The sequence below is a fragment of the Bacteroidia bacterium genome (genome assembly GCA_020852255.1).
In the GTDB taxonomy this organism is placed as follows: Bacteria; Bacteroidota; Bacteroidia; order JADZBD01; family JADZBD01; genus JADZBD01.
The window spans coordinates 60,467-78,767 of sequence record JADZBD010000004.1; the positions used below are offsets into that span (position 1 = coordinate 60,467).

An 18,301-nucleotide genomic window follows, 5' to 3' on the forward strand; every position below is an offset into this window, starting at 1 on the left:
CTTTGGGATGCTATGCCGTTCCGGGTACTTCTGTTTCTTTTTCTTTCTTCCCCCCTTCTCTTTTCCCAAACCATACCGGATTCTCTGTACCGGCAGATCAAAGGAGGCACAGATTCTGTACGTCTGAAAGCGCTGCTTCAACTCAGCAAAACACATTCGTCCATTTTCCACGATTCCGGACTTTGGTATGGCAAGAAAGCCCTGGAACTTGCGACCGATCTGGAGGACCTCAAAAATCAGGCCTGGGCATTGAATTACATCGGGAGTACTTTTTATTACCATGGCAATTACGACAGCGCCCGTAAATACCACGAGGAAGCACTGGACATTCGTTTAATCATCGGAGATAAAAAAGGATTAGGTGCCTCCTACAACAACCTGGGAAATATCTATGACGATGAAGGTAATTCTTCCGTTGCACTGGAATATTATCAAAAGGCCCAGCGCTATTTTGAAGAGATCGGTTTCCTGACCGGGATGGCCATCACTTATAACAGTATTGGGAATCTCTACTATTACCGTAAAGAATTCGTGAAAGCCCTGGACTACTTTAAACGCTCTTATGCAATCCATGAAAAGGGCGGAGATACACTCGGGTTGATCCATACCTGGAATAACATGGCCATCATCTATGACGACCTGAATGAAAAGAATAAGGCACTGGATTGCTACCTCCGCTCTTTGAGCATGGCTGAAAAATCCGGTTATACGGACGCCATCCTGACCTGCTATTCGAATCTGGCTCAGATCTACATGAATAATGGTGATTACAAGGTTTCGGAAGAATATACCCGAAAAGCCCTGAAAGCTAATGAGTCGTATGGTGACTCCACCCAACTGATCTCTCTGTATACCAATTTTGCAATACTCCACCGAAAGAAGGGAAATCTGGATTCTGCCATCTATTATTGCCAGTTGTCACAATCTATTGCCCTGCGGAATAAACTTCGCTCCTCTGTTGCCTACAATTACCAGTTTATGGCTGAGGTATTGGCCAAACAGGGCAAGTTTAAAGCGGCGTACGATATGCACAAGCTCTTTTCGCTGACAAACGATACCGTACTGAACGAGGAGAACAGCCGGCAGGTCAGCGAAATGGAAACACGGTTTGAAACGGCCAAAAAGGACAAGGAAATCATAAAAAAGAATGCGGAAATAAAAAAAGCAGAAGCCGAAAGTGCCAGCAACACCCTTCAACGGAATGCACTCCTTGGAGGGTTGCTCGTACTATTAGCTTTCACCATCTATATTGCGAACAGCTACATAAAGAAAAAACGGGTACACCGGATTATGGCAGAACAAAAACATATTATTGAAGAAAAGCAGCGCGACATTCTCGACAGCATTTACTATGCCCGGAAGATCCAGCGCTCTCTTCTGCCAAATGAGCACTACATGTTCCAAACTTTAAAACGGCTGAAACCATGAAACGTTTGGGTCTGTTGTTGATCATGATTGCTCATGTGTTCTGCTGCTACAGCAACAACGAACATAGAACAGATAGTCTGTTAAAAAGACTGGAAACGGAACAGGTTGACAGCAATAAGGCAGATATTTTCAGAAGGCTGTATCGGTTAACGGTGAATTCTGAACCTGAAAAGGCTAAATACTTTCTTGAGCAGGGACTTACCCTTTCCCGGAAAGCCGGGTTGCTAAAGCGGGAAGCCATCTTCCTGAACGGCTTGGGAGAATATTACAGGAGGAAGGGTGATTTTAAACAAGCAGTCAGCTTTTACATGCAGTCGCTGGCATTATGCCAAACACATAAATTCAGGCTGGAAGAATCCTGGGCATTCAACAATCTGGGAGAAGTGGCCCGGATGAAAGGAGATTATACCACTGCCTTGAAGCAATATCAACAGAGCCTGCGTATCAAAGAAGAGCTGAATGATCAAAAAGCTGTTTCGAGCACACTGAACAACATCGGATTAATCTTTCTGGAGCAAAAGAAATATAAGGAAGCACTATTGTATTTTGAACGAAGCTTAGAAACCCGGGCCAAGCTTGGTCTGCGTGATCAGTTAGCCACTAATTACACGAATATCGGAAGAATCTATTATGAAAGCGGAAACTACCTTCTTGCCCTCCAGTACTTTCAAAAAAGTCTGGAGTTAGACAGGGAATTCAACATGCCGGATGAGGTGATGATGGATTTGAATAATATCAGTGAGATGTATGTGCATTTGGGAAAAAGGGATTCCGCATTGATCATTATCCGGGAGGCGTTAAAAATTGCCATAGAACTCGGAGATACCTACACGGAAACCCTGATCCGCGTGAATGTTGGAGATCAGCTGATGGAACGTGGAGATGATAAAGAGGCCATCGTGCACTATGAACGGGCTATTTCACTCGGGGAGCATTCCGGCTTCCGGGAGTTGCTGAAAGATGCCTATCGCGCACTCTCCGAATTATATTACAAGTGGGGCGATCACGAGAAGGCTTTCACCCTGCATCAGCAGTATACTATTCTGAAAGATTCCATTTATAATGCAGAAAATCTGCGCATCGGGAACGAGATGCAGGTCAAATATGAGACGGAAAAGAAGAACAAGGCTTTAACAGCTAAAAAAGCAGATGCCGAAGTAGCAGTGGCCGAAAATAAGAAACGCAGTCTTGAGCGGAACATGATGCTGGGAGGGGTAGGATTAGGTATTGCTTTGGCCATTTTTGTTTTCCGAAGTTTCCGGCAACAGCAAAGAAACAATAAAATGCTTCAGGAGCAAAAGGAGATCATTGAAGAAAAACAAAGGGAGATATTGGACAGCATTCGTTATGCCAGGAGGATACAGCAGAGCCTGATGCCTACGGAAAAGAATATATCCAGGCACATAAGCAGAACGAAATCCTGAATAACGGGTTCAGAAAAAGAAATACTTACTGCACCACCACCCTTTTAAGGGCCACTTCCTTGTTTCCTTCCATGATCTTACAGAGGTAAATACCTGAAGGAACATCTTTACGGTACAAGGTGAAGTGGGTTGCACCTGAAGGAATGATTTCTTCAGTGAGCTTACGTCCATCGGAACTATACACGGATAGAAGACCATTCTTCAAAGGCTGTGAGAAGGTGAATAGCGCCTCTGTTTCCATGGGGTTAGGGAAAATATTAACCTGCAGGCCTGATAATTCATTCAGTGCGGATGGCCCAGGCGTATATTCCCAGAACATCTGAGAGCCTCCGTTCGCGTATCCTGTTCCTACATAACCCTTATTTCCGATCACGAAAGTTGCCTGACAACAACTGGGAGGACCGCCAAAATTGGCTACCTGTGTCCAGGTATTCCCTGCAGGATCATATTCCCACCAGTCGTTCATGTATGTGTTCGGATATCCCGTTCCGATATATCCTTTCCCTGCTAAAGCAAACCCTACCGCTGCCCTCCTGGCATCAAAGAAATTTGCACGCTGGGTCCAGATGTTAGTTGCCTGATCCCACTCCCAGAAATCCTGACGGTTTAAGTTTCCATCGAATCCTGTTCCATAATATCCTTTGGTGCCAATAGAAAATCCAACACCCCAATGCGAAGCAGCACCTCCGAAATTCTGCCGCTGCGTCCAGCTATCTGTTACAGAATTATACTCCCAAAAGTCGTTTCCACCCGCATTACCCATTCCCACATATGCCAGACTTCCGATCACAAACGCTTGTGCTCCCGTACAAGACGGCCCGCCGTAAGGTGCCTTCACTGTCCAGGTATTGGTGCTTTGATCCCACTCATAAGTATCAGGTGCAGAGCCGGTGGTAACATATCCTTTGGTGCCAATAGCAAAAGCCACATGAAAATATTTTGAGACCGGGCAGTTAGCGCGTTGTGTCCAGCTATCCAGGGTCTGATCCCACTCCCACAACTCATTCCCGGAAACATTCCCACCCATGATATACCCTTTGGTGCCAATAGAAAATCCGGCAGCCTTTTCACGGGCAGCTCCGGCAAAGTTACTCCGCGCAACCCAGGACCCCTGGGCTAATACAGATGCTGACATAAACAGGGATGTAAGAATGGATAGCACTTTCATAACGGGACTTTTTTTTCAAAGGTACTCCTTTTCCTTTGATTCTTTCATGGTTTGTACCTTTGTGGTATGAATCAACCGGATCTCATCACGCGAAAGCTGCGAAAAGCCGTTTGGGAGGCACAGGAAACCTTTTCCCTCATTTCTCCAAGCGACAAAGTGATGGTATGCCTCTCCGGTGGAAAAGATAGTTTCACCCTGCTTGACATGATCCTGCATATGCAGCTGGTCATGAAACACTCCTTTGAAATTGTGGCCGTAAATCTGGATCAGAAACAACCCGGCTTTCCGGCTCATATTCTTCCGGAATATCTCCGTCAAAAGAAAGTATCCTTCCGGATCCTGGAACGCGATACCTATTCCATAGTCAGAGAAAAAATACCTGAAGGAAAAACCATGTGCAGCCTCTGTTCCCGGCTACGGCGCGGAACACTTTATTCCGCTGCAGAAGAAATGGGTGCTACCAAGATTGCACTTGGACATCACCGTGAAGATGTCCTCGAAACATTCTTCCTGAATCTGTTCTTCTCCGGAAAACTGGAAGCCATGCCGGCAAAATACCGGACAGATGACGGAAAACACGTGGTCATTCGTCCATTGGCTTATTGTAAGGAAGAGGAGATTATCGCTTATGCTGCACAACAACAATTTCCCATTATTCCCTGTAATCTTTGCGGTTCACAGGAAAACCTGCAACGCAAAGTGGTAAAGAAAATGATGCAGGAATGGGAAGAGGAATATCCGGACAGGAAAGAAGTGATGATGACTGCGTTGATGAACGTTCACTCATCACATCTCTATGACAGTTCCAGGTATGATTTTGAAAAACTGAAAGAAATGATCAGCGGCTGAGCACTATCTTCTGCACGTAAGGCCGCTCCGCTCCCTCGATCACCACAAGATAAGTTCCTGCCGGCATTCCGCCCGAGAAAATCTCCAGACTACCGTTTCCTTTCCACCCCGATGACCATACCTTGCTGCCGCCCGTACTCATAAGGCTGACTTTTAGAGACGTGCCGGGAACGAGACTTCCGGAGTTGACCTGAATTTTATCCGGCGTCACCGCCACGGAAAATCCGAATGGCGACGCATACTGGGTGCAGCATTCTCCCGTGGTGAGCGTATAATCTACCCGTAACTGAATATGATCTATACAAATGGTGGGCGAAAGTGCCGAGGAGTTATTTTTAATAATATAGGCCAGACCGAAATCCGGGCTGTTCACCTCATTTACTGTAAAAGGATAACCCCAGAGATCGGTTGCACCACCGTAAGTAACCACTGAATCCGTGCTGCCAAATACGTTGGGAACTGCATAATTATTTCCCACCACAGCCCAATTCATGGGAACCAACCGCATGACAGAGTCGGATGCAATGCCGGGAATATCGGCGCTGCGCTCCACCTCCACTGTTATGCCGGTGATGAGTGCGTTCAGGGGGATGCTGAAACCGAAACCATGTGCATAAAAATAGCGGGTATAAAAACAACTATCGTTCTGACAATCAGGGCGCAGCTCCAGTACCGCGTTCACACACTGATCATCACTGGCATTCGCATTCTGGATAGTAGCATAGTATTCACCGGGGTAGCAGGAACAGGGTGGCCGGTTCTCTGTGATGGTAGGAGCGGCCGGTCCAACGGTCTGTCCAAACGTAGGGGCCATACCCAGAAGGAAAAAAGATGTAAAGATCACTTTCATACTGGAACGTTTTGCGACATCTAATATACAACAATTACCTTTGCCCTCCTTATGAACCTTCTGTCGGTAGAAAAGCTTTACAGGAATATGAGCGAAAAGATCCTCTTCGAGGATATAAGCTTTGGCGTTGAGAGCGGGGAACGTATTGCTATGGTAGCCAGAAACGGGGCCGGAAAAACAACCTTGCTGAAGATCCTTCAGGGAAAGGAAACGGCCGACCGGGGCAAAGTGGTTTTCCGGAACAATCTGAAGGTCTCCTTTTTGGAACAGGATCCCGTTTTCCCCGCACAGTGCAGTGCGTATGATGCCCTGTTCCGTTCGGATAATGCTTTGCACCGTGTAGTGAGCGCTTATGAGAAAGCCCTGGCGCTACACGAAGCGGATCCCTCCGATAAGAACAGCACACTGCTGGAATCTGCACTCAATGAAATGGAATCAGCCAATGCCTGGGATTACGAAGCGCGTGTGAAGCAGGTTTTATCGCATCTGAAACTTCTGCAGCTCGATCAGCCGGCGGCTTCGCTTTCAGGAGGAGAACAAAAACGGCTCGCACTGGCTAGAGTGTTGCTCGAGGAACCGGAGTTGCTTATTATGGATGAACCGACCAACCATCTTGATCTGGAAATGATCGAATGGCTGGAAGAGTACTTCAGGAGAAACGATGTTTCCCTGCTGGTTGTTACCCACGACCGCTATTTTCTGGACAATGTATGTACCGCCATCCTGGAACTGGACCGTGGACAGCTGTACCGCTACGATGGCAACTATGAATATTTCATTCAGAAAAAAGCAGAGCGTGAGAGCAACGAAGCATCCGCACGTGCCAAAGCGGAGAACCTATACCGGAGGGAACTTGAATGGATCCGCAAATCTCCGCGGGCCAGAACCACGAAATCACGCTCTCGCATTAACGCTTTCGGAGAACTGGAAGAACGGCTGGCAGAGTATAAAGAGGAAGAAGAACTGGCGCTCAGCGTAAAAATGACCCGCATCGGGGGAAAGATCCTGGAGTTGAAAAGCGTGACGAAAGCATTCGGTGACAAAAAGGTGCTGGCCGGATTCGACCATGTATTCAAAAAAGGAGAGCGTATCGGTATTGTGGGAAAGAACGGTGTAGGGAAAACCACTCTCCTGAATCTCATCACCGGTAGCGAAACACCGGACACCGGCACGGTCAGTGTAGGGGAAACCATCACGTTCGGCTATTACTCTCAGAAGGGGATGGTGCTGAAGGAGGAAAAGCGCGTTATTGAGGTGGTGAAAGACGTAGCTGACCACATTCCAATGGCCGACGGCAGCTCCCTGACTGCTTCCCAGCTTTTACAACACTTTTTATTCTCTCCCGAAATGCAGTACACATTCGTTTCCAAGCTCAGCGGAGGAGAAAAGAAAAGGCTGTACCTGCTTACAGTGCTTATGAAGAATCCGAACTTCCTGATACTGGATGAACCAACCAATGATCTGGATCTGGCGACCCTGAGTACGCTGGAAAACTTTCTTTCAGATTACAATGGATGCCTGATGATCGTTTCTCACGACCGGTACTTTATGGATAAACTCTGCGATACACTTTTTATCATGGAAGGAGAAGGCCGGATCACTCATTTCAACGGTACCTATTCTGAATGGCGGGCGAGGGAAAAAAAGGAAGAACGGACGACACCGGTTTTGGAAAAAGAAAAAAGAGCGGTGCCAGCGACTAAAAAAGGTTTGTCCTACAAAGAAAAATTCGAGATGGAAACACTCGAAAAGGAAATGCCGGTGCTGGAGCAGAAAAGAAAAGAGCTGGAAGTTAGGCTCGGCTCCGGAATCACGGATCATGCCGAACTGCAGAAGTTATCAGCTGAGATCGGGAAGATCAGTGAGGCGCTGGACCGCCAGCAACTCCGCTGGCTTGAACTTGCAGACCGCACCGCCTGACCTTCTCCGATCCGGGGGATGTTCCCTTACATCTTTGAATAGATGATTCGCACGGTATATACATGATCGCGGGATACATCGGAAGGAATCACCCTTTTTCCGTTCAGCCGTTCCATTATCTGCGCATTAAAATCCTTATCTCCGCCCTGGATCTCCAGAATTTCAATCAGGTCTTTTTCATTTACCCGGAAAAGAACCGTAGCTGCTGTTTTTCCGGTTTCCAGATCATAGCGTTCACCAGAGAGCTTCTTAAGGATCTGATCGCTCATGCGAATCGCCTTACTTCCGAGTTTTCCTTCGCCGCCGGCATAGGAAACCAGGCTAAAAGATATGGCCAGCAGCAGTGACATTAGTGTTTTCATGGTATTGATTTTTGGGATGTTTAACTCATTCACACCCATAGGACGTATACCCCCCCTGAAATGTTACACCCGAGAAATATTCTGATTTACCCGTTTTTCTTTTCCAGCACCTCTACCCGCTTAACCAGGTCATCCAGGTTCCTGAAATGGATATAGGACTTACGGTACCGGGTTACCTCAAATGCGGGCGATCCCATGAACGCCTCTCCCGGCTTATTTATGCTCTTTGAAATACCCGACTGGGCGGCGATAACGGTATTATCGGCCACTTTCAAATGGCCAACAATACCCACCTGTCCGCTGAACATACAGTTCTTCCCGATCTTGGTGGATCCCGCGATCACACCTGCAGCAGCGATAAAAGTATTCTCTCCCACCTCTACGTTGTGGGCAATATGGATCAGGTTATCAAACTTGACTCCCTTGCGCAGAATGGTGGACCCCAGGGTAGCCCGGTCAATGGCACAGTTGGCCCCGATCTCAACATCATCTTCAATAATCACATTACCGATCTGGGGAATTTTTTTCTGTTCGCCGAGAGCAAAGCGGAAACCGTCACTTCCGATCACGGTCCCGGAATGAATAATGCAGTTCTTCCCAACCACACAATCAGCATAAATCTGTACCCCGGAAAAAATCGTAGTGTTGTCGCCTATATGTACTCCCTCTCCTATATAGGTGTTGGGATAAATTTTCACGTTGTTACCTATGACCGCTCCGTCGCTAATTACGGCGAATTCACCCGCATAGAGATCCTTACCCGTTTTGGCGCTACCGGCAATATGTGCTTTCGGAGAAATACCCTTCTTATTCAGTTTGATCTGCGAATACACTTCCAGAAGCTTCGCAAAAGCAGATTCCGGGCTTTCTACCCTTACCAGCGTACAGGAAACAGGACCGGTTAGCTCATAGGCTTTAGCGACAATCACCAGGGAGGCTTTGGTTGAATACAGGTACTGGTTGTAGAGGGGATTCGCCAAAAACGAGATGGTTCCCGGCCTCCCTTCTTCAATTTTTGCCACTCCTGATATCTTTACCCCATGATCGCCCTCCACGGTACCGTCAACGAGTTCAGCGATTTGTTTCGCAGTGAATTCCATGTATTAAAGGTAGCGCTTTTAAACGGTATTCAGCGCACGATCATCAGCCGGCGACTGATCCCGGTATCTGTTCTGATAAAATAGAGTCCGTCGGGAAGTCCCGAAATGTCCAGCGAGGCAGAATTCATTTTTCCTGACCGGATAACATTCATCTGCTCTCCCGAAACATTGAGGATCTCCAGCACCTGAAATTCTTTTCCGGCAATAAAGGTCACATGCGACTGCGCGGGATTTGGAAAGACCTGTATTAAAGTATTCTCGCCGGTCTCCGCTATTCCTACCGAACAGTTGGAAGTACCAATAGTGGGCGATGTGGATATGCTGAAAGGTCCGTTGCCGTTCGGACAGCGATGAAATGAAACATCCGCAACAAGATTACCGAATGAAAGGGAATCAATGATCGTTCCGCTGGCATAGGAAAGCATCAGCTGTTCCCCGGACGACATGAGTTTGAAATTCGCATGTAGTCCCTGCTCGTTTCCTTCCTCATCGCACCAGATAATAAGGTAGCCACCGGCAGGAATCACTGCATTCACAGGAAAAGCCCACTTGGCAGGCGTAGTAAAGATATCCGTCATATATAGTCCGTCGAGCCCAATATTCGAAGGAGTGTTATTATACAATTCAACCCAGTCCTCATAATCACCATCGGGATCCGTAGTGTAGGTTACGTTCTGGCTCATGAATTCATTGATCGTAACTTGTCCGGGCAAAGCGGCGGGTACGGTGATCAGTATGGTGTGCCAATTGTGTTCCGCCCGTTCCGGAGAGAACAAACCGGCCGTGTTGTTTTCAGCATAAATATAATACTGTATCTCCCCACCCTGTGCCATCACAAAGGCACCATAAATACCATCATTGGCGGCACCATCCTGGTGTAACCCATCATCCATCATATTCACGTAAGTGAATTTGTCCGGTGTAGCATACCTGTAACCCAGGTGCGCATAGGTGGGATTATTCAGCGAAGCGGTAATCCAAACCGTATCATTGGAGGCCGGTGCTCCGGGAGAATAATTAATGTTGCTGATAGAAGGCGGTACAGCAGAAAAATCTGCCAGGCCGCTGATATAAGATGAACGGGCATTCATCAGCCAGGAGATACCGGGAATGGACGAAGGAAAAGACGTGATAGTTGTGGTCAGGTTATTAATAAAGTCGTTATAGGTATAGAATTTATAAGGATCATTGGTATAATATGGTCCAATGATTCCCTGTAGCGTTTGACCCGTAGTGTAATAGGAGTTATTCACGAAATTCTCATTATTCAGCGTCCGCATATGCGCGATGTACATTCTCTTATACTTCGGGTTCTGAAGAATTTTCTGGATCAGGGGCCTGTTGGAATTGGTGCTGTGCAGGAGGTGATTCATGGTTTGCATCTGGGTGGGAGACAAGCTTCCGCTTCCCGTATTTGAAAAAACCCCGAAGGCCATATTCAGATCCCACACCACAGAATTCATCCGGCCGTTATTATCCCTCACCAGGTAATAATTCTGGGCAAAGGCTCCGCTGTAACTGTCGAGATGAACCAGCAGATTACTAAAGGCCAGCATCCAGATCGCCCGGTCTACATCCAGGTTCTTATGCATGTTAGCCGCGTTATTCTGCAGCGTATCGCACAAACGCGTCAGATCCTTCCAGGCATAAGAGGATTTGAGTTCATAATAGGGATAATAGAGCGTGCTGTCGGATCCAAGATATTTCAGATTGGGTCCTGAGGTACTGGAAACCTGCTGCGGGTTGCACTTTACGATGGTATTCCCGGAAACATAAAAATGATCGCTCACCCAGTCTTTGTTTACCGCTTCAGCATTCACATACACTCCCCGTAATCCTCCATTGATATATACCTGGGCAAAATTAGCCCTCGGGCAGTGCATATAATTTTTCAGAATGTCATAGGACAACACCTCACGGACGATGGAAGGGTCGCGGTAACAATTGTTCAGCTTAATATCCTGGATGCCCTGGTAGTTTTGTGATAAAACAGAATTCAGCTCTATATGTAAAGGGTTTTTATTGTTATTTGAATTATACGAGCTGTTGCCTTTGTATTTTACCCCGCAGGAATCAAAACGAGTTCCGTTCACCACCACTGAATCTGCTATGATATATCCTTCGGCACCCGCCTTAGCCGTATCCATCCGGTAATCCCAGTTGCTGAATCCAAAATAGATGCGGATATCCTGCACATTGTTGAGATCATAAAATGTGGTTTGCGCCCCTGCCGGCAAAATACCAGCAAACAAGGATAACAAGGAGAAGATCCGCAGCATTCGCTTTCGTTTACCCAAATTTAACTATTACGCTTCAATTCCATGTTTCTTCTTACAGCGTGATAATCAGCCATATATAATAATCTCGCATACCCTTCCGGGTAGTAAAAGCCGGCCGGCTTCGTCTAAAATTCCCCTCAATCTCAGTATCTTTGCTTTTTACCAGCATCTAAACCTAAACCAATGAGAAAACTCTTTACAACACTTACCGTTCTTGCCTGTGCGGGGCTTTCCGCGCAGACCTCCTTCTGGACAGAAAACTTCGGATCCGGCTGCAACCGGGGAACGATTGTTACTTCCTATACCGGAAGTAACGGAGCCTGGACCCTTACCAACGGAACAAACCAGACTTATGCAAACCAGTGGTTTGTAAGCGCTACAGCCGGAGGAACGGCGGTGAACCAATGCGCATCGTCCTGTTTGCTTACCAGCAACACCAATCCCACACTTCATGTAGGCAATCCGGCAGTATCCATTCCCAACGTAATTAATATCGGTGCGGATACCACCTCAACCTATCTCACAGGGCTTTTCTGCGGTATGGGAATTTGTTCCACTACTGACCGCCGTGCAGAATCGCCCACGATCAATTGCACCAACCGTACAGGGATAAGCGTTACATTTCTCTACTATGAGAACGGAGAAACCACGAACGATGATGCGACATTCTGGTATTACAACGGCTCTTCCTGGGCACAGCAGAATGCACTTGCAAAAACCACACTTGGAAATTGTGTACCGATGGGACAGTGGACTACGATAACTATTAATCTTCCCGCTTCCGCCAACAACAATCCGAACGTGAAGATCGGATTCCGTTGGGTGAATAACGATGATGGGCTGGGAAATGATCCTTCCTTTGCTGTGGATGACATCAGCGTATCCGGCATGTCTACTATCGGAATGATTCAGACAGATCTGTCACATGTGAATGTATTCGCCGCAGGAAACGAAATTTATGTGGAAAATGCAGGCAACTTTGAGGTGAAAGGTGTTTATGATCTTGTTGGTAAAGAGATTTCTTTCAACAGGAACGGCAATATCCTGAGCGTAAACGCTCCCTTGGGGATTTACTTTGTTGAACTTTACACTGAAGGACAGCGTTTGGTTCGCAAGATCATGATCCGTTGATCCCTTCTCTCTTTATGTATCAACCCCGGCCTCATCCGCCGGGGTTTTTTATTGCGCTTTTTACTTCTAAAGCAATGGAAACTGCCGCAGGAAGCGGATGTCATTCTCGGAAAACAGACGCAGGTCGTTCACTCGGTACTTCAACATCGTAATGCGCTCAATACCCATTCCGAAAGCATAACCCGAATAAACGGCTGGATCAATCCTACAATTCTCCAGTACTGCCGGATCAACCATCCCACATCCAAGGATCTCCACCCAACCGCTGTGTTTACAGATGTTGCATCCCTTCCCACCACAGAAAGGACAGGAGATGTCCATTTCCGCACTGGGTTCGGTAAACGGGAAAAAACTGGGACGCAACCGAATCCTGGTCTCAGCACCGAACATCTCGCGTGAAAAGAAGAGCAAGGTTTGTTTGAGGTCGGCGAAAGAAACATTCTTATCTACATACAATCCTTCCACCTGATGAAAGAAACAATGGGCTCGCGCGGAAATGGCCTCATTACGAAAAACTCTTCCGGGAGAGATCGTGCGAATGGGTGGCTTTTGCTTTTCCATTACCCGCACCTGCACTGAAGAGGTGTGGGTTCTCAGAGCAATATCCTTCTCAATGAAAAAGGTATCCTGCATATCGCGCGCGGGGTGATCTTCCGGGAAATTCAGTGCGGAAAAATTATGCCAATCGTCTTCGATCTCGGGTCCTTCGGAAACATTAAAACCAATGCGCGAAAAAATGCGAATGATCTCTTCCCGGATCAGTGAGATGGGATGGCGGGTTCCGGTTTCACGAGGCTCTCCAGGAAGAGTGAGATCATGCTCCTTTCCTTCTTCGCCTCCCTGTGTATCAAACTTCTCCTTCCATTGGTTGAGTTTCTCCTGCGCCTTGTTCTTCAGGTCGTTCAGCTTCACTCCCACTTCACGTTTAAGTTCCGGCGATACATGTTTAAACTCATCGAAGAGCTGCGACAATTTTCCTTTGCGGCTCAGCATCTTCAGGCGAAATTCTTCCAGGTGCTCTTTGGATTCCACCCGGAAGTTATCCACTTCAGACATCAGCTCTTTAATGCGTTCAAGCATGGGACAAAACTACGGTTTCTTAAGAATTTCCGCCTTCAGGATACGGATATCGGTCAGCGGCCGGTTGTTATCGTCCGTTGCGGCCTGCGCCATGAGATCCACGATCTCCATTCCCTCTACCACTTCTCCGAAAACTGTATAGGATCCGTCCAGGTGCGGGGTTCCTCCAAGCGTCTGGTAAAACTTCTTCTGCTCCGTCGTATACATGTGGGGAGGAATCTGTTTCAACTCCTCCGCTATGAGTTTCTCCAGTTCCGCATTCAGCGCCTTCATACTGTCAGGAATGCTCATGTTCTTTTTATATCGCTCAACAAAAAGTTTGTTCGCCGGATCACGGATAATATTATTGGTTGCCAGAAAACGATCATTGCGTTTGCTCTGTACACCCAATAAACTATCGTTCCACGTTTTTCCGATCACAATGTAGAACTGACAGCCTGAGGACTCCCGGTTCGGGCTGATAAAGTCGCTCTCCCTCGCTGCTCCCACCGCGCCTCGTTTATGATATAGCTGCGGAAGAATTTCTGCCGGCACTGTGTATCCCACATCCCCGTCTCCCAGCAGCACTCCGGGTTTTGCATTTTTCGATACGGGATCACCGGCCTGGGCAACAAAATTACGGATCACACGATGAAAAAGCAGACTGTCGTAATGTCCCTTCTCCACCAGCTTAATAAAATTATCCCGGTGAAAAGGGGTTTCCTTAAACAACCTGATCTTAATATCACCCTTGGTTGTTTTGATGAGAACAAGCGCCTCTCCGTCATTTATAACAATTTCATTTACAATGGGTTGAGGGTTACTTACAGGTGTTTTTAAATCCTGCCTTGTGCGGCAACCTGGCCCGGCCAGAAGCGTCATATAGAGCAGAAGCTTAAGCAGCTTGTTCATTACCGGTTAATTTTATTAAATTTGTTGTACAAAGCTAACATTTACAGGACATTAGAATAATACAAAGGATCATGAAAAATATCTTTACATCCTTCCGCACGCTGACTCTTTCCGGTCTTCTGTTGCTATTTGCCACGGCCAACATCGGGTGTTTACGTGAGACAGACTGTACGGCCGTTATAACAGTTGTGTATGCTTCTACAGGGCAACCGGTGGTGGGTGCCACGGTTAAGCTGGATTGTAACAGTTGTCAGCAGACAGGCACATTACAGGAAGACACACAGATCACGGATGGTTCCGGGAAAACGAACCATGTATTCCGCTACCCTGCCGTACTGGATGTCACCATTACTTCTCCTGCCGGAGGAGCTACTGGTGTAATCAAACTGGAGGAGGGAGAAACAGTAGAGAAATCATTTCAGATCTAAGACGGATCTCGTTCCCTGAAGTAATCAAGAACAGCCTTTTTTAATAAATCAGATTGCTGCCCCGGTGATAGCCGGGGCAATTTCTTTTTCGTTTTATAGTGAGGCCAGCCGTCCTGATCCACCTTCTCCAGTTCATAATATCCGTACTTCGCAAGAATCCGGCATGTAGCAACGTGTAGCATATCCATCTTCTCCTCCTTGCTGAGGGTGCGCTGTGCTGCGCCCATTTCCTGCACTCCTATCAGGAAGAGAATGCCATTCAGATCGAGGTCCGCGTTGAACCGGAGGTTCAACTTTTCAACAAGAAGGGTCCAGTGGTCTGTTAAGTTTTCGCTCATGCCCCGCTAAGTTACAAAAGGAATTTGCCCTAATTTTCCGTCGTGAATTATCTTGATATTCTTTTCGTTGTTCCTCTGCTATGGGGACTTTACAAAGGCATCACCCGCGGGCTGATTGTAGAAGCCGCTACGCTGGCTGCATTCTTTCTCGCGGTTTGGGTAGCAATACATTTCTGCGACTGGCTAACGGGATTGCTCAGCGCGAAATTCGGAGCCGTAACTGAATACCTGCCCCTCATAGCTTTTGCCGTTTTGTTTCTCGGCGTGCTGGTGCTGGTGTTTTTTGTTGCGAAAATGGCGGAACGAACCGCAAAGTCCGGCGGACTCAGTGTGATCAATAAACTCTTTGGAGCTGTATTCGGGATGCTGAAATTCGCACTCATTATTTCCCTTTTCATATTCATTTTTGAAGCAGTTGAGCGCAGTTATCCCATGATAAATCTTGAAACAAAGCAGGGATCACTGCTGTATGAACCCATTTCGAAAGTTGCTCCTGCTGTTATCCCGGGGTTAAAAGAAACAGAGATAACCCGGTATATTCCGGTGATGCCTGATACGCTCCGGGTGAACGTGCCGGTTACTCCGCCGTAACCGCGTCAATTCCAGGAAGGGAACCCGATTCAATATATTCCAATAGTGCCCCCCCGCCTGTGGAAACATAGCTCACTTGCTTCCCCAACCCGTATTTATTAACGGCCGCCACGGAATCTCCGCCGCCGATAAGTGAGTAGGCTCCTCCGGCGGTAGCTTTTACAATTGCGTCCGCCATGCTTCTCGTTCCGCTTTCAAATGCACTCATTTCAAAAACGCCCATCGGTCCGTTCCATAAAATAGTTTTAGATGCAGCAATTGCCGATGCAAACTGAAGGATACTCTCAGGACCTATATCCAGCCCCATCCATCCTTCTGGGATATTCAGTACCGGAAACGTTTTCACTGCTGCGTCGTTCGAGAATTTGTCGGCACACACAGCATCCACAGGCAGGTGAATGTGAACACCTTTTTCTTTGGCCCGGTTCAGGATCTCCCTTGCCGTATCAAGGCGATCGTCCTCCACAAGCGATTTTCCTATATTGCCTCCCATGGCTTTTGCAAAGGTGAATGCCATTCCGCCGCCGATGATAATGTGATCCGCCTTGGTCATGAGTTGCTCAAGGATCAGGATTTTATCCGATACTTTTGCCCCTCCCATAACAGCAGTGAAGGGCTTTGCGTTTCCATTCAACACATGTGCGATAGAACTGATCTCCCCGTTCATGACGTAGCCGAAACATTTGCGACCGGGGAAAAACTTCGCAATCACTGCGGTACTGGCATGCGCCCGGTGCGCCGTACCGAAGGCATCGTTCACGTAAATATCTCCCAACGCTGAGAGTTCCCGTGCGAAGGTTTCGTCGCCCTTTTCCTCCTCCTTATGAAAACGTAGGTTCTCAAGCAACAGCACCTCTCCTGCCTTCATTGCGCCGGCCGCTTTCCTTGCCACTTCACCTGTGCAATCAGCCACAAAGGTTACATTCGCACCCAGCAAACGAGCAGCAGCATTCACAATATGTTTAAGAGAATATTTCTCCTCCGGCCCGTTTTTGGGCCGGCCCAGGTGCGACATAAGGATGGCACTTCCCCCGTCAGCCAGAATCTTACGGATCGTGGGAACAGCAGCGCGAATACGGGTGTCGTCGGTTACTTCGAACTTTTCATTCAGGGGTACATTGAAATCCACGCGGATCAGTGCTTTCTTCCCGCCGAAGTTAAAATGGTCAACGGTAATCATTGGTCTTGGTCTTGGTCGGGCAAAAGTATCAAAAGTATTGGCAAAAAGAAGCTGATCTATTTCAGGGAAATGTATCTTTGAAAATGCGTTTTCGGGATGTAACAGGACAGGAAGAACTCAAACAGATTCTCCGCCGATCGGCAGGGTCGGAGCGCATTGCCCATGCACAATTATTCCAGGGACCAGAAGGGAGCGGTATGCTTCCACTGGCGCTCGCATTCGCTTCATATCTCTTGTGTGAACGTCCGGACGTCAATGACTCCTGCGGTGAGTGTGCTTCCTGCCGGATGACTTCAAAGCTGGCACATCCCGATCTGCATCTTTCCTTTCCGTTTTCCGTTAAAAAGGAATTTCCGGATTGCGACGCTCTGCTCAGGGAATTCAGGGATGCGGTACTTGCCCAACCCTACATGGCATACCATGACTGGATGGAGCTCCTCGACGGCGAGAATAAACAGGGAATTATTCCGGTAAAGGAAAGCGAAAATATTCTGCGTAAACTTTCGCTGAAAAGTTTTGCAGGCCGGTATAAGATCCAGGTAATCTGGCTTCCGGAGAAAATGAACACGCAGGCTGCTAATAAACTGCTGAAGCTCCTGGAAGAACCTCCGGAATCAACGCTTTTTCTGCTGGTAACAGAACATGAAGAACAATTGCTGCGCACCATCGTATCCCGCACACAAAGCATTAAGGGTGACCGCCTTCCGGATGAAGAAGTTAAAAACTACCTGCTGACACGCACCTCGCTTTCCGAAAAGGAAGCAGAAAATATTTCACGCCTTGCTGCCGGAAACCTTCGCGATGCTCTATTCATTGCCTCAGAAGGAAATGCAGGCGAAGACAACCCGTTTGCCCGCTTCCGCGACTGGATGCGGCTCTGTTACAAGGGTGACGTACCTGGAATTCAGAAATGGGTTCTCCGGGGATCTGAATTTAGCAGGGAATCATTAAAGGGATTCCTCGTGTACTCACTTCACATGATACGTGAGTCTCTTGTACTGAATTACGGCGATGAAAAGCTCGTTCACCTGAGCGGAGAAGAAATGGATTTTCTACGGAAATTTTCCGCCTTTATCCATAAAGGGAATTGCCGGAAAATGATGGAAGACCTGAATGAAGCAGCCGTACAACTGGAATGGAATGCCAACGCCAAAATCCTCCTTACTGACCTGTCGCTCCGGCTGCGCGACCTGCTAAAAGTTCCCGACCCGGGAACTAAAATCAAGGCCTAAGGCATGCCTGCCCTCTCTTTTTTTTATGTATTTTCGCTATCCCTGAAGAA

Annotated in this window: 17 protein-coding genes; 8 read left to right on the top strand and 9 right to left on the bottom strand. The window is 47.5% G+C overall.

What is annotated here, in order from left to right:
- Positions 1-12 precede the first annotated feature (12 nt).
- Complete coding sequence (locus tag IT233_03810; GenBank protein MCC7301748.1) at positions 13-1,428, top strand: tetratricopeptide repeat protein; 1,416 nt, start codon at positions 13-15, stop codon at positions 1,426-1,428.
- Positions 1,425-2,852: a tetratricopeptide repeat protein gene (locus IT233_03815; protein ID MCC7301749.1), complete on the top strand. Its 1,428-nt coding sequence runs from the start codon at positions 1,425-1,427 to the stop codon at positions 2,850-2,852. Before IT233_03810 ends, IT233_03815 begins: the two co-directional genes overlap by 4 nt.
- Before the next feature lie 25 nt (positions 2,853-2,877).
- Here IT233_03815 and IT233_03820 read toward each other — a convergent pair whose 3' ends face one another.
- Positions 2,878-3,987, bottom strand: a complete 1,110-nt coding sequence (locus IT233_03820; GenBank protein ID MCC7301750.1) for a T9SS type A sorting domain-containing protein — start codon at positions 3,985-3,987, stop codon at positions 2,878-2,880.
- 99 nt (positions 3,988-4,086) lie between these two features.
- Here IT233_03820 and ttcA point away from each other — a divergent pair, with 99 nt between their 5' ends.
- Positions 4,087-4,869 (top strand): tRNA 2-thiocytidine(32) synthetase TtcA, encoded by a 783-nt coding sequence (gene ttcA / locus IT233_03825; protein ID MCC7301751.1) that lies wholly within the window; start codon positions 4,087-4,089, stop codon positions 4,867-4,869.
- Here the strand turns inward: ttcA and IT233_03830 are convergent.
- Positions 4,859-5,719 carry a T9SS type A sorting domain-containing protein gene (locus tag IT233_03830; protein MCC7301752.1) on the bottom strand — a complete coding sequence of 287 codons (861 nt, stop codon included), beginning with the start codon at positions 5,717-5,719 and terminating at the stop codon, positions 4,859-4,861. The genes ttcA and IT233_03830 overlap by 11 nt on opposite strands.
- 51 nt (positions 5,720-5,770) lie before the next feature.
- Between IT233_03830 and IT233_03835 the strand changes: the two genes are divergently transcribed.
- A complete protein-coding gene (locus tag IT233_03835) occupies positions 5,771-7,639 on the top strand; it encodes an ABC-F family ATP-binding cassette domain-containing protein (GenBank protein MCC7301753.1) in 1,869 nt (622 codons plus the stop codon).
- 26 nt (positions 7,640-7,665) lie between these two features.
- Here IT233_03835 and IT233_03840 read toward each other — a convergent pair whose 3' ends face one another.
- The 3 genes from IT233_03840 to IT233_03850 form a co-directional block, all read right to left on the bottom strand.
- The gene (locus IT233_03840) at positions 7,666-8,001 is read right to left on the bottom strand and encodes a hypothetical protein (protein MCC7301754.1); all 336 of its coding nucleotides are present in this window, start codon (positions 7,999-8,001) and stop codon (positions 7,666-7,668) included.
- A gap of 86 nt (positions 8,002-8,087) precedes the next feature.
- On the bottom strand, positions 8,088-9,101 hold the full coding sequence (lpxD, locus tag IT233_03845) for a UDP-3-O-(3-hydroxymyristoyl)glucosamine N-acyltransferase (GenBank protein MCC7301755.1): 1,014 nt from the start codon (positions 9,099-9,101) through the stop codon (positions 8,088-8,090).
- Between the two features lie 29 nt (positions 9,102-9,130).
- On the bottom strand, positions 9,131-11,380 hold the full coding sequence (locus tag IT233_03850; GenBank protein ID MCC7301756.1) for a CotH kinase family protein: 2,250 nt from the start codon (positions 11,378-11,380) through the stop codon (positions 9,131-9,133).
- 183 nt (positions 11,381-11,563) lie between these two features.
- Between IT233_03850 and IT233_03855 the strand changes: the two genes are divergently transcribed.
- On the top strand, positions 11,564-12,511 hold the full coding sequence (locus tag IT233_03855; protein MCC7301757.1) for a T9SS type A sorting domain-containing protein: 948 nt from the start codon (positions 11,564-11,566) through the stop codon (positions 12,509-12,511).
- Between the two features lie 66 nt (positions 12,512-12,577).
- Here IT233_03855 and pheS read toward each other — a convergent pair whose 3' ends face one another.
- Together pheS and IT233_03865 are read right to left on the bottom strand one after the other, a co-directional pair.
- Positions 12,578-13,591, bottom strand: a complete 1,014-nt coding sequence (pheS, locus tag IT233_03860; protein MCC7301758.1) for a phenylalanine--tRNA ligase subunit alpha — start codon at positions 13,589-13,591, stop codon at positions 12,578-12,580.
- A gap of 9 nt (positions 13,592-13,600) precedes the next feature.
- Positions 13,601-14,482, bottom strand: coding sequence for a peptidylprolyl isomerase (locus IT233_03865; GenBank protein MCC7301759.1), 882 nt, complete (start codon positions 14,480-14,482; stop codon positions 13,601-13,603).
- 71 nt (positions 14,483-14,553) lie between these two features.
- Between IT233_03865 and IT233_03870 the strand changes: the two genes are divergently transcribed.
- Positions 14,554-14,910 carry a hypothetical protein gene (locus tag IT233_03870; protein ID MCC7301760.1) on the top strand — a complete coding sequence of 119 codons (357 nt, stop codon included), beginning with the start codon at positions 14,554-14,556 and terminating at the stop codon, positions 14,908-14,910.
- Here IT233_03870 and IT233_03875 read toward each other — a convergent pair.
- Positions 14,907-15,248: a hypothetical protein gene (locus tag IT233_03875; protein MCC7301761.1), complete on the bottom strand. Its 342-nt coding sequence runs from the start codon at positions 15,246-15,248 to the stop codon at positions 14,907-14,909. The genes IT233_03870 and IT233_03875 overlap by 4 nt on opposite strands.
- 42 nt (positions 15,249-15,290) lie before the next feature.
- Between IT233_03875 and IT233_03880 the strand changes: the two genes are divergently transcribed.
- Complete coding sequence (locus IT233_03880) at positions 15,291-15,839, top strand: CvpA family protein (protein ID MCC7301762.1); 549 nt, start codon at positions 15,291-15,293, stop codon at positions 15,837-15,839.
- Here the strand turns inward: IT233_03880 and IT233_03885 are convergent.
- Entirely contained in the window at positions 15,826-17,019 is a 1,194-nt protein-coding gene (locus tag IT233_03885; GenBank protein MCC7301763.1) for a phosphoglycerate kinase, read from the bottom strand. The genes IT233_03880 and IT233_03885 overlap by 14 nt on opposite strands.
- An 83-nt stretch (positions 17,020-17,102) precedes the next feature.
- Between IT233_03885 and IT233_03890 the strand changes: the two genes are divergently transcribed.
- Positions 17,103-18,251 carry a hypothetical protein gene (locus IT233_03890; protein ID MCC7301764.1) on the top strand — a complete coding sequence of 383 codons (1,149 nt, stop codon included), beginning with the start codon at positions 17,103-17,105 and terminating at the stop codon, positions 18,249-18,251.
- The last annotated feature ends 50 nt before the right edge of the window (positions 18,252-18,301 follow it).